The sequence below is a fragment of the Pseudarthrobacter enclensis genome (assembly GCF_030811655.1).
GTDB classification, from domain to species: Bacteria; Actinomycetota; Actinomycetes; order Actinomycetales; family Micrococcaceae; genus Arthrobacter; species Arthrobacter enclensis_A.
In genome coordinates this window covers 72,341-92,520 of record NZ_JAUSRE010000018.1, presented here as the reverse complement: position 1 = coordinate 92,520, position 20,180 = coordinate 72,341, and the positions used below count along the sequence as shown (strand labels likewise).

Annotated in this window: 18 protein-coding genes and 2 riboswitches; of the genes, 13 read left to right on the top strand and 5 right to left on the bottom strand. The window is 66.8% G+C overall.

Annotated features, from left to right (window positions below; genetic code table 11):
• Positions 1 to 11: 11 nt before the first annotated feature.
• The gene (locus J2X98_RS16340) at positions 12 to 2,489 is read right to left on the bottom strand and encodes a helicase-associated domain-containing protein (protein WP_307310231.1); all 2,478 of its coding nucleotides are present in this window, start codon (positions 2,487 to 2,489) and stop codon (positions 12 to 14) included.
• Positions 2,490 to 2,499: 10 nt separating this feature from the next.
• Entirely contained in the window at positions 2,500 to 2,733 is a 234-nt protein-coding gene (locus J2X98_RS16335) for a hypothetical protein (RefSeq protein WP_141943501.1), read from the bottom strand.
• A 240-nt stretch (positions 2,734 to 2,973) separates the two neighbouring features.
• Here J2X98_RS16335 and J2X98_RS16330 point away from each other — a divergent pair, with 240 nt between their 5' ends.
• Both J2X98_RS16330 and J2X98_RS16325 read left to right on the top strand, forming a co-directional pair.
• Positions 2,974 to 3,357, top strand: a complete 384-nt coding sequence (locus J2X98_RS16330; RefSeq protein ID WP_018762148.1) for a cold-shock protein — start codon at positions 2,974 to 2,976, stop codon at positions 3,355 to 3,357.
• A 6-nt stretch (positions 3,358 to 3,363) separates the two neighbouring features.
• Complete coding sequence (locus tag J2X98_RS16325) at positions 3,364 to 3,882, top strand: DUF3027 domain-containing protein (RefSeq protein WP_141943499.1); 519 nt, start codon at positions 3,364 to 3,366, stop codon at positions 3,880 to 3,882.
• A gap of 62 nt (positions 3,883 to 3,944) precedes the next feature.
• Here the strand turns inward: J2X98_RS16325 and serC are convergent, their stop codons facing one another.
• Positions 3,945 to 5,075: a phosphoserine transaminase gene (gene serC / locus J2X98_RS16320; protein WP_307310227.1), complete on the bottom strand. Its 1,131-nt coding sequence runs from the start codon at positions 5,073 to 5,075 to the stop codon at positions 3,945 to 3,947.
• 271 nt (positions 5,076 to 5,346) lie between these two features.
• On the opposite strand from serC, the gene J2X98_RS16315 reads away from it, so the two are divergent.
• The 10 genes from J2X98_RS16315 to J2X98_RS16270 all read left to right on the top strand — a co-directional run bounded on the left by J2X98_RS16315 (position 5,347) and on the right by J2X98_RS16270 (position 16,571).
• The gene (locus J2X98_RS16315) at positions 5,347 to 6,048 is read left to right on the top strand and encodes a metal-dependent transcriptional regulator (protein WP_307310226.1); all 702 of its coding nucleotides are present in this window, start codon (positions 5,347 to 5,349) and stop codon (positions 6,046 to 6,048) included.
• 139 nt (positions 6,049 to 6,187) lie between these two features.
• A riboswitch (cyclic di-AMP (ydaO/yuaA leader) is annotated at positions 6,188 to 6,399 on the top strand.
• Between the two features lie 4 nt (positions 6,400 to 6,403).
• A complete protein-coding gene (locus J2X98_RS16310; RefSeq protein WP_307310224.1) occupies positions 6,404 to 7,231 on the top strand; it encodes a M23 family metallopeptidase in 828 nt (275 codons plus the stop codon).
• Between the two features lie 128 nt (positions 7,232 to 7,359).
• A riboswitch (cyclic di-AMP (ydaO/yuaA leader) is annotated at positions 7,360 to 7,538 on the top strand.
• A gap of 82 nt (positions 7,539 to 7,620) precedes the next feature.
• Entirely contained in the window at positions 7,621 to 8,289 is a 669-nt protein-coding gene (locus J2X98_RS16305) for an NlpC/P60 family protein (RefSeq protein ID WP_141943491.1), read from the top strand.
• Between the two features lie 106 nt (positions 8,290 to 8,395).
• Complete coding sequence (locus tag J2X98_RS16300) at positions 8,396 to 9,157, top strand: NlpC/P60 family protein (RefSeq protein ID WP_141943488.1); 762 nt, start codon at positions 8,396 to 8,398, stop codon at positions 9,155 to 9,157.
• A 279-nt stretch (positions 9,158 to 9,436) separates the two neighbouring features.
• Positions 9,437 to 9,937, top strand: a complete 501-nt coding sequence (locus tag J2X98_RS16295; protein WP_141943486.1) for an HNH endonuclease — start codon at positions 9,437 to 9,439, stop codon at positions 9,935 to 9,937.
• A gap of 44 nt (positions 9,938 to 9,981) precedes the next feature.
• A complete protein-coding gene (mobA, locus tag J2X98_RS16290; RefSeq protein WP_307310215.1) occupies positions 9,982 to 10,713 on the top strand; it encodes a molybdenum cofactor guanylyltransferase in 732 nt (243 codons plus the stop codon).
• Positions 10,710 to 11,006: a DUF6457 domain-containing protein gene (locus tag J2X98_RS16285; RefSeq protein WP_174237538.1), complete on the top strand. Its 297-nt coding sequence runs from the start codon at positions 10,710 to 10,712 to the stop codon at positions 11,004 to 11,006. The genes mobA and J2X98_RS16285 overlap by 4 nt, the downstream gene beginning before the upstream one ends.
• Positions 11,003 to 12,481: a molybdopterin molybdotransferase MoeA gene (locus tag J2X98_RS16280; RefSeq protein WP_307310211.1), complete on the top strand. Its 1,479-nt coding sequence runs from the start codon at positions 11,003 to 11,005 to the stop codon at positions 12,479 to 12,481. The genes J2X98_RS16285 and J2X98_RS16280 overlap by 4 nt, the downstream gene beginning before the upstream one ends.
• A gap of 72 nt (positions 12,482 to 12,553) precedes the next feature.
• A complete protein-coding gene (gene fdhD / locus J2X98_RS16275; protein ID WP_141943482.1) occupies positions 12,554 to 13,432 on the top strand; it encodes a formate dehydrogenase accessory sulfurtransferase FdhD in 879 nt (292 codons plus the stop codon).
• A 109-nt stretch (positions 13,433 to 13,541) separates the two neighbouring features.
• A complete protein-coding gene (locus J2X98_RS16270; protein ID WP_141943480.1) occupies positions 13,542 to 16,571 on the top strand; it encodes an alpha-mannosidase in 3,030 nt (1,009 codons plus the stop codon).
• 227 nt (positions 16,572 to 16,798) lie between these two features.
• On the opposite strand, the gene J2X98_RS16265 is transcribed toward J2X98_RS16270, so the two are convergent.
• Positions 16,799 to 17,536 carry a hypothetical protein gene (locus J2X98_RS16265; protein WP_141943478.1) on the bottom strand — a complete coding sequence of 246 codons (738 nt, stop codon included), beginning with the start codon at positions 17,534 to 17,536 and terminating at the stop codon, positions 16,799 to 16,801.
• Positions 17,533 to 18,264, bottom strand: coding sequence for a hypothetical protein (locus J2X98_RS16260; protein WP_141943475.1), 732 nt, complete (start codon positions 18,262 to 18,264; stop codon positions 17,533 to 17,535). The genes J2X98_RS16265 and J2X98_RS16260 overlap by 4 nt, the downstream gene beginning before the upstream one ends.
• 252 nt (positions 18,265 to 18,516) lie before the next feature.
• Here J2X98_RS16260 and J2X98_RS16255 point away from each other — a divergent pair, with 252 nt between their 5' ends.
• The gene (locus tag J2X98_RS16255) at positions 18,517 to 20,178 is read left to right on the top strand and encodes an ABC-F family ATP-binding cassette domain-containing protein (protein WP_141943474.1); all 1,662 of its coding nucleotides are present in this window, start codon (positions 18,517 to 18,519) and stop codon (positions 20,176 to 20,178) included.
• Positions 20,179 to 20,180 lie beyond the last annotated feature (2 nt).

Sequence of the window (20,180 nt, the reverse complement as noted above, 5' to 3'; positions counted from 1 at the left end):
GGGGGATTCCTTTACTGGTGCAGTTCCTCTGCAGCCTCGATATCGATGATGCGGTGGACGGACAGGACCCGTTCGGTGTCCCGGGCAGGATCGAACACGCGGACGCGGCCGCCGCTCACAGATAACGGAACAACGATCTCCAGGCTGGCATTCCCCAGGTTGTCCACCACGTTCATCTGGATCCGCTGCTTGAGCCGGATGGCCCTCTGCAGGGCCTCAAGCCCCAGCTGGGTGGCTGCCTCGCTGCCGGCCCCCGCGCCAGGGGAATGCCCTACGGCGCCGCCCGCCCTGCGGAGGACGTCCAGCTGGGCTTCAACATCCTCGGCCGGGGGCGCCATCCGCGGTGCGGTATAGACCGGGCGGAGGTTCTCCCGGGGTGCCGACTGGTGGCGGAGCTGCCCGGGAGTCCCAGCGCCATCGACGGAGGGGGACAGGCCCAAGTTGCGGAGCGCGGCGGCAAGTTCACGGGGCTGGGCGGTGGACGTGACCACCGTCGGGGCGAGCATGGCCAGGCCAAGCTGGGCAGCTTTGGGCCCCGCCACGAGGTCCCGGAGCGCGGCCTCGTCCTCACTCTGGATGAAGCTGACGGACTGTCCCACACGGAGCCTGCCGTGCCGGGACGCGGTGTCTTCCACGAGGTATTCCAGCGGCTGCGGAACGGCGGTGGCCGAGTGTTCGCGGAGGAACGCCAGGAGTCCGCCGGCATCGTAGCCGTGGTCCAGTGCCCGCTTGATCGACTCGGCGGAGAAACGGTAGATGGTGGCCGGGCCTTGTCCTTCGGCATCGGCCATCACCAGGAGCTTCTCCGTCAGTTCGGGGGAGAGGTAGCCCGGGGCCACCGCGGTCAGGTCTGCCTGCAGGAGCACATGGTTGAGGGCAGCGGGCAGGTGTTCGCCCAAAATGGCCAGGGCGGCGTCGGGATCGTCTGCGGCGAAGGCGCTGCCCAGCTGGCTCAGGGCGCCCGACCCCACCAGGCCCAGCATTTCGGCTTCGGAAAGGACGCCGCGGATCAGGGAACTGAAGCGCCGCGCCATCCGCGGCTGGGACCATTCCGCGCGCTGCAGGACGGCGGCGGCATCAAGGACGGGTGCGGCGCCGTCCCCCTCAGCCGCTTCCCGGGTCAGCTCGTCCAGGATCTCAAGGATGCGCTTGCGGACCACGGGGGCGTCGGGCCGCTGCGCGCCGGCGGACAGCGCCGGGATGGTCGTGCCCGAGGCGGACCTGCCGGCTGGGGCCCCGGGTGCCGGGTTTACCGGTTGGCCCACCATCGATGGCACGCGTTCGCTCGCCAGCCAGGCGTTCACCAGCCACAGCCATTGTTCCTGCCGCGGAAGCACCAGCCACTCGAGTTGCGGCGGCTGCACCCACGACGAGGAGTCGACGTCCAGGTGGATCAGACCGGCCAGGCCGCACAGTTCCAGCAGGCGGCCCACCGTTGCCTGCTCAACCCGCAGAATGTCCGCCAGCCGGCGCAACTCACGGACACCCACGCCGCCGGTGCGCAGCGTCGGCAGCGGGTGCCCTGCAACGGCGTGAAGCAGTTCGGACACCAGCCGCAGGGTTTCCGAGATTGCGCTCAGGGCCGCGTTCCGGCGCAGTGCCGCGGTGGTCCGGCCGAGCTCCGGAACCGGCGGTGCAAGGGTGAAGTCGTCAATGATCGCGCCGCCGCGAAGGGCAAGTCCCACGCTGTGCGGCAGTTCCACATGGGCCGCATCCAGCGGCACCAGCAGTCCGCGGGCAAGGAGCCAGTCAATGGGCCCGACGTCGGCCCCTTCCGACGTGACCGATGCCTTGCGTTGCGCCTGGGGGACCGCACCCATGGCCCAGTTCCGGAACTTGGCAAGCAGCGCCGTCGTGCGCTCCGGAGCGTGGGCGAGGATGTCCTGCAGTGCCGCCGGAGAGGACGTCCAGTGCTGCAGCGACAGCGCGGCTTCCATGGGGGTGGTGGCGTTATGGACGGCAAATCCGGTGCGGTGCAGTTCCGAGACCAGCTGCACCGCCCGCTGCGCGAACGCCGGCTGCAGGCGGACCAGTTCCGTGTAGCTGCGGCCCAAGCCGGCAGGGTAGATGCCCACCACGTCCTTGAGGGAGCCCACGGGCAGGTAGAAGCGCTGCCCGGCGGAAGTGGAAGGGGTGCCGTGCGGGGGAGCGGCCGGATGCACCAGGGCAAGCTCCTGCAGGGTCCGCAGGATCTCCTCGATGACGGCCAGGGACGAACCGCGGATCAGGTGGTGCAGGCCCTCCGCGGAGGCGCTGTGCCCGGTGTCGGTGTTGGTGCCCAAGTGCAGGGTTTCCAGGACCTGCATCTGTGGCCGGTTGAGCCGCTCAAGCGCCCGCTGGACGCTGACCCGGGAAGTGGCGCGTGCGGCCAGGGCGGCGAAGTCCGGAACAGAGGGGGAAATCAGGTCCGGCCGCGCGGCGAAGAGGGCACGCAGCGAATCGTCGGTGCGTGCCTCCAGGTCCTTGCCGAGCGCACGAATAAGGGACATCAGTCCAACGTTACCGCTGCCCGGCCCTTCCGGACCGGCGCCGGGCTGCCACACCGTCCAGGACCAGCAGGAGCATCAGGATGAAGGCCACCGGCAGTCCGTAGAGGGCGGCATAGGTGATCCACGTGGGGGCCGCGGACCCGGCGAATGCAAGGGCCATGACGGTTCCCACGGCCACAAGGGAAAGCACGGCAATAACAGCGGCAAGGACCATCAGCGGCCGCCGGTAACGCAAGGAGGTCATGGTCGTAACGCTACAGCGGCCAGGTGGCTGCCAGCGAAGCCGGGCCTGCGGGCGGGGGCTGCGTGCCTTGCGCCTGGGGCGGAACAATGCCTTCGGAAGCATGAACTGGGCACGCGGCAGGATAACCTTGAAGGATACAGACCAACACGGTTTGCGCGTGCCATACCTTGAACCCGCACAACAATGCGGATGCGGTGGCAGGCGGCCGTGTCTCATGACAGAACGAAGAAGGTTGATTACGTGCCTACCGGCAAGGTCAAGTGGTATGACAAGGATAAGGGCTTTGGGTTCCTGGCGGGGGAAGACGGCCAGGAGGTATTCCTGCCGAAGTCGTCGCTGCCCGAGGGCGTAACGGAGTTGAAGGCCGGAACCCGGGTGGAGTTTGGCGTGGCGGATGGCCGCAAGGGGGCCCAGGCGCTGGGCCTGCGGGTGCTGGACAAGACCCCGTCCATTGCCAAGGCCAAGCGCCCCAGCGCCAAGGACCTCGCTCCGCTGGTGCAGGACCTGGTGACCGTCCTGGACAACCTTTCCGGGACCTTGTCCAAGGGCAAGTACCCGGATGGCAACAAGGGCAAGGCCATCGCGGCCGCCCTGCGCAAGGTTGCCGACGAGCTGGACGTCTAAGCGCCGATGAATCCCCAATCTGACCAGCCGGGCACGCCAGTGCAGGAGCAGGGTGCCAAGACTCCGCCCAAGCGCAAGGCAGGCGTGCCGGTCTGGCGTACGGGCAAACCGGACGCCTTCCTGGCCGCTGCGGTTGATGCTGCCCGGACCGCGGTGGAAAGCATCACGCCCGCCGCCACGGTCGGAGCGCACCTGGCTGCCAAGAGCGAAGGGGACCGGCTGGTCACCCACCTGTTCGAGTCCCGGTTGCCCGGTTACGCTGGCTGGCAGTGGTACGCGGTACTGACCCGCAACTCGCGCTCCAAGGTGGTCACGGTCAACGAGCTGGGCCTGCTCCCGTCCGAGGATTCCATCCTTGCGCCGGAGTGGGTGCCGTGGGCTGAACGCGTCCGACCCGAGGACGAGCAGCAGCAGGAACCCGAGGACGGACAGCAGGAAGAATCCTCCGCAGTGGGAGACGGGTCTGCGGACGAAGGGCGGTCCGACGACGGCGCGGAGCCTTCGGACGGGGCAAGGACTTCCTGACCACACGCAAACGGCGCCGCCCGGGACCAACCCGGGCGGCGCCGTCGTACGTTAACCGGCTGCTACTTGCGCAGTTCGCCCACCACATAGTCGATGCTGGCCAGCAGGGCCGATACGTCGTCGGGCTCGATGGCCACGAAGGTGGCGATGCGCAGCTGGTTGCGGCCCAGCTTGCGGTAGGGCTCGGTGTCCACGATGCCGTTGGTGCGCAGGACCTTGGCCACGGTGGCAGCATCCACCGATTCGTCGAAGTCGATGGTGGCAATGACGTTGGAGCGTTCCTCGGGCTTGGCCACGAACGGGGCGGCAAATTCGGACGCTTCCGCCCAGCTGTAGATCCGGCCGGCCGAATCGGCGGTGCGGGCCGCCGCAAAGTCCAGGCCGCCGCTTGCGTTCAGCCACTGGACCTGGGCGTCCAGGGTTACCAGGGTGGACAGCGAAGGCGTGTTGTAGGTCTGGTTCAGGCGGGAATTGTCGATGGCCGTCTGGAGGTCCAGGAAGTCCGGGATCCAGCGGCCGCCGGCTTTGATGCGGGCGGCGCGATCCAGGGCGGCGGGGGAGAAGAGGCCGAGCCACAGGCCGCCGTCTGAGGCGAAGTTCTTCTGGGGCGCGAAGTAGTAGACATCGCTTTGGGCAACGTCCACGTCCAGGCCGCCGGCAGCCGAGGTGGCATCAATCAGGACCAGCGAGCCCTCGTCGGCTCCGGATACTCGCCGGACCGGGGCGGCAACGCCCGTTGAGGTCTCATTCTGCGGCCAGGCGTAGAGGTCCACGCCGGACTCCGCCTGGGCTGCGGGCCGCGTGCCCGGTTCGGACTTGATGATGGACGATGCGTCCAGGAAGGGTGCCTTGTTGGTGGCTGCAGCGAACTTCGACCCGAACTCGCCAAAGGACAGGTGCTGGGCTTTCTTCTCCACGAGGCCGAAGCTCGCGACATCCCAGAACGCGGTGGAGCCGCCAACGCCGAGGACCACCTCGTAGCCCTCCGGGGCGCGGAAGAACTGGCTCAATCCTTCACGGATGGACCCCACCAGGTTCTTCACCGGTGCCTGGCGGTGGGAGGTGCCCAGAATGGTCTTGGATGCTGCGGCCAGGGCATCGATCTGTTCCTGCCGGACCTTTGACGGGCCGGCCCCAAACCGCCCGTCTTTAGGCAGGAGGTTGGCAGGGATCGTGATGCTGGTGTCGCTCACAGGTGCTCCAATTCGGCAGGGACGGGGGCTTTGGTCCGGACGGTCTGGTGATGGGTTGCCGTCGGCGGCGGCTGCGCTGTTGGCCCTCCCATTCTGCCTGAACAGTCGCGGCGCGCGGGAACCGGCTGCTTCAAAGTCCAGACACTGAGACAGGACACCCTCGGCTATTCGGAGTAAGTCAAAATAGGCTAAGCTTTTCCCCGGACTACCTCGCGGGAACAGGCGGTACGGTGGGACAACGCAAGGTACTGCGCTCGAGGAGCTGAGCTGGATGACGGATCTGATCGACACTACGGAGATGTACCTCAGGACCATCCTGGAGCTTGAGGAAGAGAACATCGTTGCCCTGCGGGCCCGTATCGCCGAGCGTCTGCGCCACTCCGGGCCCACGGTTTCCCAGACCATCGGCAGGATGGAACGTGACGGACTCGTGGTGGTCTCCGGCGACAGGCACCTGGAACTGACGGACACGGGCCGCAAGCGGGCCACCGAGGTAATGCGGAAGCACAGGTTGGCCGAACGCCTGCTTGCCGACGTCATTGGTCTGGACTGGGCCTACGTCCACGACGAGGCCTGCCGCTGGGAGCACGTCATGAGCGAGCGGGTGGAGCGGCGGATCTACGAGATGCTGGACCGGCCCACTGAGTCTCCGTACGGCAATCCCATTCCGGGGCTCGCAGCCCTCGGAGGACAACCGGGACCCGGCTTTGCCGATGGCGCCATCAGCCTCGTGGAAGCGATGAAGAACTACGGCCCTGCCTCCGGGGTAACCATCAGCCGGCTGGCCGAACCGATCCAGGTGGAGCCGGAACTGCTGGCACAACTGGACGAAGGTGGCATCCGGCCCGGCGCTGCCGTGGCGCTTGAGCGTGTAGGCGACTACATCTCCGTCCGGGTGCCGGGTATTGAAGGCGCACTGGAACTCCCGCCGGAGGTCGCAGCCCATGTTTTCGTCGCCGTCCGCCAGTCCTGACCGGGGCAGTTCATACCCCGTGACAGCCCTTCCACGCAAAGATAACGGAATTGTTACCTAGGGTCTTTAGCCCCTATAGTGGAAGCAATCGTTGATACTTAAGCGTTACCTGATCCGGAGCCGAGCTCTGCCAGCGGATCAGGTGCACGAGTCGTAACTGGCAGAGGCGGGGGAACCACAACCGGCAGCGGGGGACTGCCTTGGGGTGAAGTCCGTCAGCAGCAAGCCTCTCCAGTGAAGGATTCTTCCGGGAATACCCCTGTGCCGAAGCTTGCCGGTGGCGGGCCGGGTCTTTGATCTCTCTGACCCGAATCCGACAGCTAACTCCGCAGGCTTCTCCAGAGAGGAACCCTTCTTGACCACGCAGACCCCCAGGGGACGCCGCCGCGCGGCCGGCCCCCCTTCGGCAGCCCGGATTGTCGAAGGTGCCGCAACGGAGCGCCCCCGCGACCTCCACCGCGATGCCCGGCGCAGGCGGGGTCCGTTCCGGCAGATGACGGAGTTTGCCGCCGCCAGCGGCATAGGCCAGAAGGCCGGGATTGCCCTTGCCGCCACCGGTCTAGCCCTGACAGTCGCCATGCCCGCCACGAGTCCGGTTATGGCGACGGATGCGGCCGGCTCCACCCCCCTGGCGGCATCGTCGGTCAGTCCGCAACCCCAGATTTCCGCGGATATTGGCGCTCAAATCGATTTCAGCCGCTCTGCAGTGGTGACCCAGGCGGACCCGGACGGGAAGCTCAAGCAGCTCCTCAGCGCCCAGTCGGCCGGCTCCGTGACCCGCGCGGCTTCCGCCGGCACGCTCTCGGCACCGCTCGCCTCGCTTGTGACCGCCTCCCCCTTCGGTTACCGGGTCAGCCCAATTACCGGAGGCGCCGGCGACTTCCACCGCGGGCAGGACTTCGTGGCCCAATGCGGGACGCCTGTTATGGCTGCAGCAACGGGCACCGTGACTTTCGCAGGCTGGCACCAGTTCGGCGGCGGAAACCGTGTGGTCATAGACCACGGCAACGGGCTGGAGACCACCTACAACCACCTGTCGTCATTCAACGTCAAGGTGGGGCAGACCGTGTCCAGGGGAGACGTTGTGGCCCTGAGTGGTACCACAGGCGCCTCCACGGGATGCCATCTGCACTTTGAGGTCCAGGTGAACGGCGAAGTGGTCGATCCGATGGGTTGGCTGTAACCGTATGATTGCCAACTCTCAGATCCGGGTAACGTGCCGTGACCTGAATGTGACATTCAAGCAGAACTCCTGTACCGTCTAACTTGCGTCAACTTTTCCGAAGTTGACGCTCTTGAGTGGATTGCCTAACTCTGCCACCGCTCAAGGTCCGTTCGCATTTCATCGTCTGGCAGGGGCGGGGGAACCAATTTTTGGCCTTCTCTCCAGAAGGCCTTGGGGTTAAGTCACAAGCTTCCCAGGAAGCTTGTGACCGGGTGACTCCCATCCGAATCCGACAGCTCACCTCGCAGGCATTGGGAGAGGCTACCTTCGTGTCTTCACGCCATCATTCTGCGCGCCACCGTGCCCAAACGGTGCGCACCAACCCCTTGGATGCCGTATCCAGGGCCATGACTGCAAACGCCGGAACCGTAGGGCGCCAGGCTGCCGTTGTGGCCGCCGCATCGGGCCTGGTTCTGAGCATGGGCCTGCCGGCCACTGCAGCTGACACCACTGCCGGTGTCTCCGCTTCCACCGAGTCCGGTTCGGCGCAGACGTCGCTCGCCGTGACCGCCGCCCCCACCGCCACGGTTTCCTTTGAACGGCCCACCGTCAAGACCACCGCTGCTCCGGCTCCCGAGCCCCAGGTCGCCGTGCAGGAAGCTGCCCCCGCAGCCCAGCCGGCTGCGGGTGCAAAGGTCACGGCAGCCGTTGCCACCGGCTCTGCTCCTGCCGCACAGCCTTCCGCCAGCGGCAAGGGTGCTGCCATCCTGGCCGCGGCCTACGCCCAGCTGGGCGTGATGCAGGACTGCACCATGCTGGTCACTAACTCCCTGGCCGCCGTCGGAATCCACTTCCACGACTGGCCTGCCGGTTACCTCTCCCTGGGCCGCACGGTCAGTGCAGCCGAGGCGCAGCCGGGCGACCTCATCTACTACGCCAACGGCGGCTCCGGAATGGCCCACATCGCTGTGTACGCCGGTAACGGCATGGCTGTCCACGGCGGCTTCAACGGAAACCAGACCGTGGTGTTCAGCGCCAACGTCGGTTCCGGCCCCGTCTTCATCCGCGTTTCCTAATAGCTAACCCCCGTTCGGGACGCGCCGGCATGCCCCCAAGATGCCGGCGGGTCCAACTCCCTCTGCCCGGCCACAGCCGCCTGAGGAAAAACGAAAGAGAGAACTGATGACGACTCGTGCTACCGCACGGCACCGCGCCGAGGTCACCAAAACCAACTCAATCGCTGTTATCGCCAAGGCTGTCACCGACAACGCCGGCGGAATGGGCCGTCAGGCCGCTGTGATTGCCGCCGCTTCCGGTCTGGTCCTGACCAGCGGCATCGCCGCAAATGCCGCTGATGCCAACGCCAAGCGTGATTCCGCGCCGGCGTCCGCCATGGAAGTTGAATCCGCTGTCGACGCGCCGATTTCTGCGGCTTCCACCATCGCCATCAGCTTCGAGAAGCCGGCTGTGACCACCACGCCGGCTCCCGTCGCCGAGCCCGAGCCCCAGGTTGCGGTGCAGGAAGCTGCCCCCGCAGCCCAGCCGGCTGCCGCTCCGAAGGTCACGGCCACCCTTGCCTCTGCTCCGGCCGCTCCTGCCGCCCACCCTTCCGCCAGTGGCAAGGGTGCTGCCATCCTGGCCGCGGCCTACGCCCAGTTGGGCGTGGTGCAGGACTGCACCATGCTGGTCACCAACTCCCTGGCTGCCGTCGGAATCCACTTCCACGACTGGCCTGCCGGTTACCTCTCCCTGGGCCGCACGGTCAGTGCAGCCGAGGCGCAGCCGGGCGACCTCATCTACTACGCCAACGGCGGCTCCGGAATGGCCCACATCGCTGTGTACGCCGGTAACGGCATGGCTGTCCACGGCGGCTTCAACGGAAACCAGACCGTGGTGTTCAGCGCCAACGTCGGTTCCGGCCCCGTCTTCATCCGCGTCAGCTAGGCATTCCCGCTGCCGGCCTGAACGGACGCCGGCCAAAGGATCGCCGCGGGGACCCCTGCCAATGAGGCAGGGGTCCTTTTGTCGTTAAAATCTCCCGGCCGGTCGCGTTCACTCGACCTCCCGCCCCGGCCGCCAGGTCGCCGGAGAGGCCGCCGAGTGGGCGATTACCTGATTTTGCACTTCTTTGTTTACTCTTGTGATGTCGATCCATAGCCCGGACATGCCGAGGGCAGCCGGCCCTCGTGCCCCTGACGGGTGCGGCCGTGAAGAGGTAAGTGCATGCGCACTCTCGTTCTGAATGCTGGATATGAACCGCTGGCGGTAATCACCTTCCGCCGGGCGCTGGTGCTTGTGCTCACGGGCAAGGCGAGCGTTGTGGCCGAAGGGGACGACCCCGTCGTGGGGCCAACCGACGTCCTTGGGCGCCCGTCCGTGATCCTCCTCAACAGATACATCCGGCCCCGGTATAACCACTCCACGGCGGTCAGCCGCAGGGGCGTGCTCCGGCGCGATGGACACAAATGTGCGTACTGCGGTAAGGCGGCGCACACGATCGACCACGTGCACCCAAAGTCACGTGGCGGGGCCGATTCGTGGGAGAATCTGGTGGCCGCCTGCCTGCGCTGCAACAACGTCAAGGGTGACCACACCCCTGCTGAGATGGGTTGGACCCTGCGGTTTGTGCCCGAGCCGCCGCGGGGAACGATTTGGCAGATCAAGGAACTCGAGAAGCCAACCCCGGCATGGGATCCCTTCCTGCTTCCCGAGCGCGCTGCCTGACCCCTCCTGCGGCCAGCGGAGCGTCTGGTCGCTAGGCTGGGTGAATGGAAGCGAACAGGCTGGTTTTTGATGCCCTGGTCCTGGCTGGTGGACGTTCTTCGCGGTTGGGTGGCGTCCCCAAGCAGTCGCTGGTCTTCCGGGGCCAGACGCTGCTGGAGCGCGCCGTGGCTGCGTCGGCGGGCGCCCGCCGAACTGTCGTGGTAGGCGGAATTGATTTTCTGCGGGCCAGCGACTCTACCGAAGCCCCACTCGCTCCGCCGTCCTGGGCGTCCGGCCTGCTGACCTGCCGGGAGGAACCACCATTTGCCGGCCCCGCAGCTGCCATCGCCGCCGGCCTGGCCACCCTGGCGGACAATGCGGGACCGGCACCGCACACCCTGGTGCTGGCCTGCGACATGCCGCTGGCGGCCGGGGCCGTGTCAGCGCTGCGCGACGCACTTGCCGACTGCGCTGACCGGGCACTGGCCGGGGGAGCCGCCGGCCGGGGCGTCATGGCCAGGGATGAGGGCGGCAGGGTCCAGCCCTTGGCAGCTTTTTATAGCACGGAAGAGTTAAACAGGGCGTGCAGGGAGTTGGCCGCACGCAAAGCTTTGGTCAACGCGTCCGTCCGTGCGCTCCTTGCTAGTCTGGACGTGCAGCTAGTCACAGTCCCCGCCGGGTCCACCTCCGATGTGGATACCTGGGAGGATGCTGCCGCGCTGGGGATCGCCGCCGGGAACCAGCGCGGAAGCCAGGACCGGCGCGCAGGCGGAGCTAACGTGGGAGGCAATACGTGAAAAGCCAGGACGAAACGCTGGAAGAGTGGTGCAGGGCGCTCCTCCAGGCCTACAAGCTTGAGGACGTCCAGGTGGACGTCAATGCGGTGCTGTCACTTGCAGGCGTCGCCGCCCATGCCGTCGTCCGGCCTGCAGCTCCGCTCACCACCTTCATTGCCGGCTTCGCCGCGGGCTTGGCCGCTGCCCCGGGCAGGGAAATGGACTCCGCCTCCATGGATTCGGCGCTGGCCGTAGCGCGTTCCCTGGCAGCTGATTACGGCAAGGAAGCCACCGCCGGGACTCCCGGCGAATGACGGCAGGACCCCTGAGCCGTCCCCAGGTTCCGCCGGGGACGGAAGCGTCAGTCCCGGCCGGAGAATCCGGACCTGCAGAAGCCAGCATCGACGGGGCAGCGTCAGTGGATGCCGGCCACGGCGAAGCTGAACCCCATCACACTGCCCACCATCACGCTGCCCACACGTGGGAAGAGGCAAGGCGAGCGGCATACGACGCCGCCACTCCCATCCCTTCTGGGCCCGTGGCATTGGGGGCGGCCTTGGGCCGCAGGCTGGACCAGGACATCGTGGCACGTCAGGACATGCCGCATTACGCTTCTTCGGCGATGGACGGCTGGGTGGTCAATGGAAGCGGCCCGTGGATTCCGGTGGAGCCTGGCACCAGGTTGGCGCCGCACCAGGCGAGTCCCATAGCCACGGGAGGGCTGATCCCTCCCGGCGGCAAGGCAGTCCTCCGGACCGAGAGCGCCGTCCTTGGCCGGGACGATGACGGCCTGCCTGTCCTGATGACCGGGGGCAAGGCGCGGCCAGGGGAGCCCCGCGCCGGCGAACACATCAGGAAGGCCGGGGAGGAAGCCCTTGAAGGGGACATCCTGGTCAAGGCAGGGGTAGAACTCAACCCCGCCCATCTGGCATTGGCAGCCCTGGCCGGCTACGACGAAGTGCAGGTCCAGGGAAAGCCCGTGGTGCGCCTGGTGCTGACCGGGGCCGAGGTGGTGGAACGCGGTACCCCTGCCCCCGGACAGGTGCGCGACACGTTCGGCCCGCAATTGCCTGATGTCGTTTCCATGCTGGGAGGCATTCCTGCGGGACAACAGCGGATCGGCGACTCGTATGGTGAATGGCTCGCAGCGCTCGAAGACGTGGTGCCGGGGCTGCCGGACGCACCCGGCCTGCCTGCCGACGTCGTCATCACCACCGGGGGTACTGGCCGTTCGGGAACGGACCACCTCCGGCGCGCAGTGGCTGAACTTGGCGGCCGGCTGGTCATCGACGGCGTGGCCATGCGGCCGGGCCATCCCGCGGTCCTCGCCGAACTTCCGGACGGGCGCTTTGTCCTGGGGCTGCCCGGCAACCCCCTGGCAGCCATGATGGCCCTCTCCACCGTAGGCGCCCCGCTGCTCGCCGCCCTGGGCCACCGTGCAATGCCCGCGGTGGAGGAAGTTCCCTGCGGGACGATGATCGAACCCGACCCCGGCCGTACCAGGCTCATGCCCTTCCGCCTGCTGTACGGCATGGCCGCCCCGGCACAGCACACAGGGCCCGGGATGATGCGCGGGCTGGCCGCTGCCGACGGTGTCCTGGTGGTGCCGCCGCACGGTGTGCAGCTGGGTGAGGCGGTGCCTGCCTTTGCCCTGCCTTGGGGGCCACCGATTCAGGGGGCGCAGGAAAAGCCGGCGAAACCGAAACCGCGAAGCAATGCCCGGACCGGACAAACCAAAGGCAAGCCGGCCGCAAACGAACCCGTGGACTGGAGCGCGCTCCTGGGCTGAAGCGCTTGGGCTCCTGCGCAGGGGCGCGCTCCGATGGTGCCATGATGGAGTAATGATCAGGCAGGGTGGAACATGGGACGCGTAATTCAGCGCCGCAAGGTGCACAAATATGTCCTGGACGGATCGCCGGGCGCGCTTGAATACCCGGTCCGTCACCGCGAAGACGTCCTCGCCGTTGAGGAACCGCTCGAAATCCGACTGGGCACGCTGTCCTACTCAGTAACGATGCGCACCCCCGGCGACGACTTCGACCTGGTGGCCGGGTTCCTGGTGTCCGAGGGCGTCATCTGGACACCCGGGCAGTTGGTCTCCCTGCGGTTCTGCGCCGGCGAGGACGAGAACGGCGTCCAGACCTTCAACGTGGTGGAAGCCCAGTTGCGGCCGGACGTTCCGCTGCCCGATACCGGCCGGAAGGTCTACACATCGAGCTCCTGCGGCATCTGCGGCACGGACTCCATCGAAGCGGTCCGGAAGTCTTCCCATTTCACTCCCGAGGCAGACCCGCTGGAAATAGATGCACAAGTACTCGCCTCCCTTCCGGCGCTGCTGCGGAAGTCCCAGCGCGTCTTCGACGACACCGGGGGCGTGCACGCAGCGGGCCTGTTCAAAATAGGGGACGACGGCGTTCCGCGCCTTTTGTGCCTTCGCGAGGACGTTGGTCGTCACAACGCCGTGGACAAAGTGGTTGGCTGGGCGTTGCGCGAAGGCCTCCTGCCGCTGACCGGAACGGTTCTCCAGGTGTCCGGCAGGGCGTCCTTTGAGCTGGTGCAAAAAGCGGCCCTTGCCGGGATTCCCGTCCTGTCCGCCGTCAGTGCCCCGTCCAGCCTCGCCGTGGAACTGGCAGAAGCGAACGGGTTGACCGTCGCAGGCTTTAGCCGCGGCACGAGCTTCAACGTTTACGCAGGGGATTCCCGGATCCTCCGGCCCCAGCCGGTGGTGCCAAGTGCCTAGGGCCAACTGCGTGCCCGATGGCAGGGGGTTGGTTGCGGTGCTTCCAGCGGGTAGATTTGTCCATCGAATGGACGCGATGATCCAGTCTCAAGGTTAAAGAGGACAAATATTGCATGACGACCGCAGGATCACGGAAGTCCGGCTGGCAAGGTTTGTGCGCGAGCGCATCGATCCCGCCGTGTACAGCAGGTCGGTCCCGCTTGACCTGAGCAGTTGGGAAGTCCCTGACGAACCGGTTCCTGCACTGGAAGCGATGCGGCAGGAGTTCCGGCCGCAGGAGCACGGTGCCCCCTGGGGGCGGCCTTGGGGCACCACCTGGCTGCGGCTGCAAGGGGAGGTACCCGAGTCCTGGGGCGGCCCGGACACCACGGTGGAAGTGGTGGTGGACCTGGGGTTCACCACCGAGGCGCCCGGATTCCAGTGCGAAGGGATAGCGTGGCGGCCTGACGGCAGCATCATCAAGGCAATCTCGCCCCGCAACCAGTACATCCCGCTGAAACTGTTGGGCAGCGGCATGGCAGTGGACTTTTACGTCGAGGCGGCAGCAAACCCTGACATGGCGCAGGGCTGGACTTTTGCCGCCACCCCGTTGGGTGACAAAGCGACCGCCGGGGGAGCGCCGCAGTACCGGCTGGGAACCATCGCCATTGCTGAGCTGAACCAGTGCGTGTGGGAACTTCAGCAGGACATCTGGACGCTGGCCGGCCTCATGGAACAACTCCCGCTGGAACTTCCCCGCCGCCATGAGATCCTCCGGGCCCTGGAACGCATGATGGATGTCATGGATCCCGACGACGTCGCAGGGACCGCCGCGGCAGGACGCCAGGCGCTCGCCGGGGTCCTCGCCAGGCCCGCATATGCATCGGCGCATCAACTGGTTGCCACCGGGCATGCGCACATTGACTCCGCCTGGCTGTGGCCGGTGCGGGAAACCGTCCGCAAATGCGCCAGGACTTTTTCCAACGTAGTGGCGCTGATGGACGAGGACCCGGACTTTGTCTTCTCCTGTTCCTCCGCCCAGCAGTTGGCCTGGATCAAGGAGCTGTACCCGGAACTCTTCAGCCGGATCCGGGACAAGGTGCGGACGGGCCAGTTCGTTCCGGTGGGCGGCATGTGGGTGGAGTCGGACACCAACATGCCCGGGGGTGAAGCCATGGCCAGGCAGTTCGTGGAAGGCAAGGGCTTCTTCCTGGCCGAGTTCGGCGTCGAGTGCAGGGAGGCGTGGCTTCCGGACTCATTCGGCTACAGTGCGGCGCTGCCCCAAATCGTCAAGGCTGCTGGCAGCCGGTGGTTCCTCACGCAGAAGATCTCCTGGAACCAGACCAACAGGATGCCGCACCACACCTTCAACTGGGAGGGGATCGACGGCACCCGGCTGTTCACCCACTTCCCTCCGGTGGACACCTACAACTCCGACCTCAGCGGCAGGGACCTGGCCCATGCCGAACGAAACTACCGGGACCACGGGCGCGGCACCGTGTCACTGGTGCCGTTCGGCTACGGCGACGGCGGCGGCGGCCCCACCCGCGAAATGCTTGCGGCAGCCGCCCGCACCGCCGACCTTGAAGGATCCCCGAAGGTCCGCATCGGTTCAGCGGAGAGTTTCTTCCTGCAGGCCGAGGAAGACTATCCGGGCCTTCCGGTCTGGGTGGGCGAAATGTACCTGGAGCTGCACCGCGGAACCTACACCAGCCAGGCCCGCACCAAGAAGGGCAACCGGCGCAGCGAGCACCTGCTGCGCGAAGCGGAGCTGTGGTGCGCCACGGCAGCCGTCCGAACCGGTGGCACCTTCGAGTACCCCTACGCGGAGCTCAGGCGTCTTTGGCAGTTGGTGCTGCTGCAGCAGTTCCACGACATCCTTCCGGGCAGCTCCATCGCCTGGGTCCACCAGGACGCCGAGCGCAACTACCAGGCCATCGCGGCAGCCCTGGAGGCACTGATCAGCCGGGCAGCGGCTGCCATGCTGGGCTCCGGTGACCGGACGTTCCTGCTCAACGCCGCCCCGCACGCCAGGGACGGTGTCCCTGCGCTGGCGGCAGGGGAGCCCCAGCCGCACGCGGAACCGGCGGAGGCCCTCCCGCATGACGGCGGCTACATCCTGGATAACGGGATCATCCGGGCCATTGTGGACGCTGACGGGCTCATCTCCTCCCTGCGCGATTACGCCAGCGGCCGCGAGGCAATCGCCCCGGGACAGCGCGGCAACCTCCTGGAACTGCACAGGGACACCCCCAATGAATGGGATGCCTGGGACATCGATGAGTTCTATCGGCGCAACGTCACGCCGCTGGTCCACGCGGAGTCTGTCCGCAGCGCCGGTGACGGCGGGAGCGCCGTAGTGGTGGTGGAGCGGATGGCCGGCACGTCGCCGCTGACCCAGCGCATCACCCTGGCCCCCGGCAGCCCGTCCCTGGAGATCACCACATCCGTGGACTGGCAGGAGCGCGAGAAGCTGCTGAAGCTTGGCTTCGCCCTGGACGTCCGGGCAGACCGGTCGGCTGCCGAAACGCAGTTCGGCCACGTCTTCCGGCCCACGCACACCAATACCTCCTGGGAGGCGGCGAAGTTTGAAATCTGCGCCCACCGGTGGATCCACGTGGGCGAGGCCGGCTACGGCGTGGCGGTGTCCAATTCGTCCACGTACGGCCACGACGTGGCCAGGAGCACCAGGGACGCCGACGGCGGGACCACCACCATGGTGCGCCTGTCCCTGTTGCGGGCGCCAAAGTACCCCGACCCGGACGCCGACCGCGGCCGCCATGAGCTGACGGTGGCCGTCCGGCCGGGTGCCGATATTGCCGGTGCCGTCCAGGAAGGGTACCGGACCAACCTTCAACCCCGGCTGGTCCAAGGCTCCTCGGCGGTGCAACCGCTGTTCTCTGTCGATAACCCCGCCATAGTGGTCGAGGCAGTGAAACTGGCCCAGGACGGTTCAGATGACGTGGTGGTCCGCCTCTACGAGTCCTTGGGGCAGCGCTCCGCCGGAACCATCACGGCCAACTTCCCGGTTCAGGATGTTGTGGCCACAGATCTTTTGGAGCGCCCTGCCGAAACTCCCGGAGTTGTGACCGCGGCCAACAGCGCCGAGCTTACGCTCCGCCCGTTCCAGCTGGTCACCCTGCGGTTCGCCAGGACGTAACCGGGGCGGCGGGTCGGTGGGCTGGCTCAGACTGAAAAGGGGCTTAAACAGGCTGAGTGGGGGCGGTTCCCCAACGATCCGCCACCACTCATCCCCCCAATGTGTGCAAAGGCCCCCGGGGCTACGGCATTCCAGAATTTATCCCCGTTCGAAAACGCCGGGCAGCCCCGCCTTCACACATTCATGATTGTTTCACATTCTAATGATTTTGTGAAAGCCGGAGAAGGTTACGTTTCGGTAGATGTCCTGCGCCGGGCCGCACTGCGTCCGTTGACCACCCTTGCGGCCCAGATCAGGGCCAGTCCAATGACAAAGCACAGGATGGCCGTGTAGTTGATGATGAACTCAATCGAGCCAAGCGAGGGTGGGATGACCGGAAACAGCAGCGTAAGGGCCACGGCAATTCCGCCCAGGGCCAGCAGGGCAGCGGCGATGCGTACGAGCACGGGGAGCCTGTCGCGGACTGCCCGCACCATGGACGGCAGCAGGGCCAGGGCAACGTAGGCCGGGTAGGCACGGCCGGCGGCGCCGTAGTACTCAACGAGCGCGAAATGGCGGGCATCCTTCCCGGAGATGGCCACCAGTCCCGCGGAGGACCCGGCAGTGTCCATCATGAAGAACAGCGCCACCATGACAACCGAGACGGCGACCAGGACCACCATCCCGGCCTTCCCGGTGATGAGCCGGTGGGCGCTGTCAGCCCCGAAGCCCCTGGAAATGCGGACGCCCAGGAAGAAGATGGCCCCAAAGATCACGAAGCGGAGCAGCAGGTTGGCCAGGTTGATCCCGCCCATCGCCTGGTCGATCACCACGTAAGGCCCCTGGATGCTCAGCAGGATCGCAAGGGTCATCAAGGAGAAAATGCCGAATAGGGAGCGGTTCTCCCCCCGGAGGGTGCTGGGAATGCGGGCAGCTGCGACAAGGGCGCATATCGCCAGCGTGCTCCACTGAAGTATCTCGATCATCCCAGGTTCTCCCAAATCTTCTCAGTCTGCGCTTGGTCCTGCTCCTGGCGGCGCAGCACTTTCCCCAATGATTGAAGCCTCTCCCCGGCAAGTGCCACGAGCTCTCCGTCGGAGAGGCTGTCGAGGGCTGCCTGCCTCGCTCCAGGAGGCCACCCGGCCTCCTCCTCCGTTATGACCCCGGTTGCCACCAGGCCGCCCGCCGGGCCCACCCCGGCCGCCAGCGCGGTAGCCACCGCAAGCTCGGGGGAGAGCCTGTTGGCAGTTAACTGGGCGGAATAGTTTTGCGGGGCTACCCCCGTGGCGGCCGACACCCTGTGCCGCACCTCGCCGTCGTCTATCGCGTCCACCCAGTTCTTCACCGAGGTGGCGTGGGGGGCAGGGGTGAGCGCGGGTGCCTCCGCTGAGTGCACCGCCTCCATGGCTGGCCGGACAAGCAGCGCGCGCAGGAGGTCCGCCGTGGAGATCTGGCTTACCAGTTCATTCCTGGTGGGGGGACGAGCCGGCCCTGCAAGGACCCTGTAGGCGTCAAACCCGGCAAGCGCGGCGACGGGATTGATTTTGTAAGCGCGGCTGATGCTCACCACCGTGCTCACGGACACCTTGCCCCGGACCAGCTGCTGGGCCAGCGTGGTCCGTTTGATCCCGGAGATCCGGCAGACATCGGCGGTGCTGGCATCGGGGGCGATGCTTTGCAGCCAGCGCTGGAACGCCTTGGCGGAAAGGGTCATGGAGGACTCTCTGCGGGACGGGAGGGGTGTGACTGATTTTACCGTGGCCGGGGGTGCGCGCCGTGCCACGGATTTTGCTGACAGTCCGCAGTCGTCTATAGTTGATGGTCGAGCCCGCTGGTCCGTACACCCCCCAAGTCCGGACCAGCGGGTTCTTCTATGTCCTGCAGCCCAAGCGGCGCCGCGGTCCGGTTTTTGCCGCCTCTGCCGGCCGTCAAAGGCTGCCCGGGCAGCGGCGAAAGGACGAATTCGATGACTGCAACCCTTGTTGCCAAGGACATCTCCGGAGGCCACGGCCACCGCACGCTTTTTTCCAGGCTCTCGCTGACGGTGGCCCCGGGCGACGTGGTGGGCGTTGTCGGCGCGAACGGTGCCGGAAAGTCCACACTGCTGCGCCTCCTTGCCGGCGTGGACCAGCCACACGAGGGGTCGGTCAGCCTCGCCCCCTCGGACGCTTTTGTCGGCTGGCTGCCCCAGGAGCACGAGCGTGTCCCGGGGGAGACCGTAGCAGCCTACATCTCCCGCCGGACCGGCTGCATTGAAGCAACCCGCGAGATGGAGTCCACCGCTGAGGCTTTGGGGTCCGGGGCTCCGGGCGCTGACGACGCCTACGCCCGTGCCTTTGACCGCTGGATGGCCTCCGGTGCCGCCGACCTGGACGACCGGATCCCGGCGGTGCTCGCGGAGCTGGGCCTGGACGCTGGCCCGGATGCGCTGATGACAGGGCTTTCCGGCGGCCAGGCGGCCCGCGTGGCACTGGCCGCCCTTCTGCTGAGCCGCTTCGACGTCGTCCTGCTGGATGAGCCCACCAACGACCTCGACCTGGCCGGCCTGGCCACTCTGGAGAACTTCGTGACGGGGCTGCGCGGCGGAGTGGTGCTGGTCAGCCATGACCGCGAGTTCCTTGCCCGCTGCGTGACCCGGGTGGTCGAGCTGGACCTTGCGCAGAACAGCGTGGCCGTCTACGACGGCGGCTACGACGCCTTCCTGGAGGAACGCGCCGTGGCGCGTAGGCACGCCCGCGAGAAGTACGAGGAGTTTGCGGCCACCAAGGCAGACCTGGTGTCCCGGGCGCGGACCCAGCGGGAGTGGAGCTCGCAGGGCGTCAGGAACGCCATGAAGAAGAACCCGGACAACGACAAGATCCGGCGCGCCGCCAGCACGGAGTCCTCGGAGAAGCAGGCGCAGAAGGTCCGGCAAATGGAATCCCGCATCGCCCGGCTGGACGTAGTGGAGGAGCCCCGGAAGGAATGGCAGCTCCAGTTCAGCATCGGCCAGGCGCCCCGCTCCAGTGCCGTCGTCGCCACTTTGCGCAATGCGGTGGCACGCCAGGGCGGTTTCACGCTGGGGCCGGTCAACCTGCAGCTCAACGGCGGTGAGCGGGTGGGCATCACCGGCCCGAACGGGGCCGGCAAATCCACCCTCCTGCGCCTGCTGCTGGGAACCCAGGCACCGGACGACGGCGATGCCTCCATGGGTGCCTCTGTCGCCGTCGGCGAGATTGACCAGGCCCGCGGCCTGCTGGACGGGGGGCTGCCGCTGGGCGACGCCGTCGAAGCGGTGCTGCCGGACTGGAACAGTGCCGACGTGCGCACACTCCTGGCCAAGTTCGGCCTCAAGGCGGACCACACTTCAAGGACTGTGGACTCGCTGTCGCCGGGGGAACGGACGCGGGCGGCCCTTGCGCTGCTCCAGGCACGGGGCGTGAACCTGCTGGTACTGGACGAACCCACCAACCACCTCGACCTGCCCGCCATCGAGCAGCTGGAAGAGGCCCTTGAAAGCTACGACGGAGCCCTGCTGCTGGTCACCCACGACCGCCGGCTGCTGGAAAACGTCCGACTCGACTACCGGTGGCACCTGGATAGCGGGAACGTCCAGGAACTCCACCACACTGCAAGCCAGGAGAAGTAACC

Bases quoted from the DNA above. Each gene is read 5' to 3' on its own strand.
- J2X98_RS16265 (WP_141943478.1), bottom strand. From the start codon at position 17,536: ATGATCGAGATACTTCAGTGGAGCACGCTGGCGATATGCGCCCTTGTC.
- fdhD (WP_141943482.1), top strand. From the start codon at position 12,554: ATGGGACGCGTAATTCAGCGCCGCAAGGTGCACAAATATGTCCTGGAC.
- J2X98_RS16325 (WP_141943499.1), top strand. From the start codon at position 3,364: ATGAATCCCCAATCTGACCAGCCGGGCACGCCAGTGCAGGAGCAGGGT.
- mobA (WP_307310215.1), top strand. From the start codon at position 9,982: ATGGAAGCGAACAGGCTGGTTTTTGATGCCCTGGTCCTGGCTGGTGGA.
- J2X98_RS16280 (WP_307310211.1), top strand. From the start codon at position 11,003: ATGACGGCAGGACCCCTGAGCCGTCCCCAGGTTCCGCCGGGGACGGAA.
- J2X98_RS16315 (WP_307310226.1), top strand. From the start codon at position 5,347: ATGACGGATCTGATCGACACTACGGAGATGTACCTCAGGACCATCCTG.
- J2X98_RS16300 (WP_141943488.1), top strand. From the start codon at position 8,396: ATGACGACTCGTGCTACCGCACGGCACCGCGCCGAGGTCACCAAAACC.
- J2X98_RS16335 (WP_141943501.1), bottom strand. From the start codon at position 2,733: ATGACCTCCTTGCGTTACCGGCGGCCGCTGATGGTCCTTGCCGCTGTT.
- J2X98_RS16340 (WP_307310231.1), bottom strand. From the start codon at position 2,489: ATGTCCCTTATTCGTGCGCTCGGCAAGGACCTGGAGGCACGCACCGAC.
- J2X98_RS16260 (WP_141943475.1), bottom strand. From the start codon at position 18,264: ATGACCCTTTCCGCCAAGGCGTTCCAGCGCTGGCTGCAAAGCATCGCC.
- J2X98_RS16255 (WP_141943474.1), top strand. From the start codon at position 18,517: ATGACTGCAACCCTTGTTGCCAAGGACATCTCCGGAGGCCACGGCCAC.
- J2X98_RS16295 (WP_141943486.1), top strand. From the start codon at position 9,437: ATGCGCACTCTCGTTCTGAATGCTGGATATGAACCGCTGGCGGTAATC.
- J2X98_RS16305 (WP_141943491.1), top strand. From the start codon at position 7,621: ATGACTGCAAACGCCGGAACCGTAGGGCGCCAGGCTGCCGTTGTGGCC.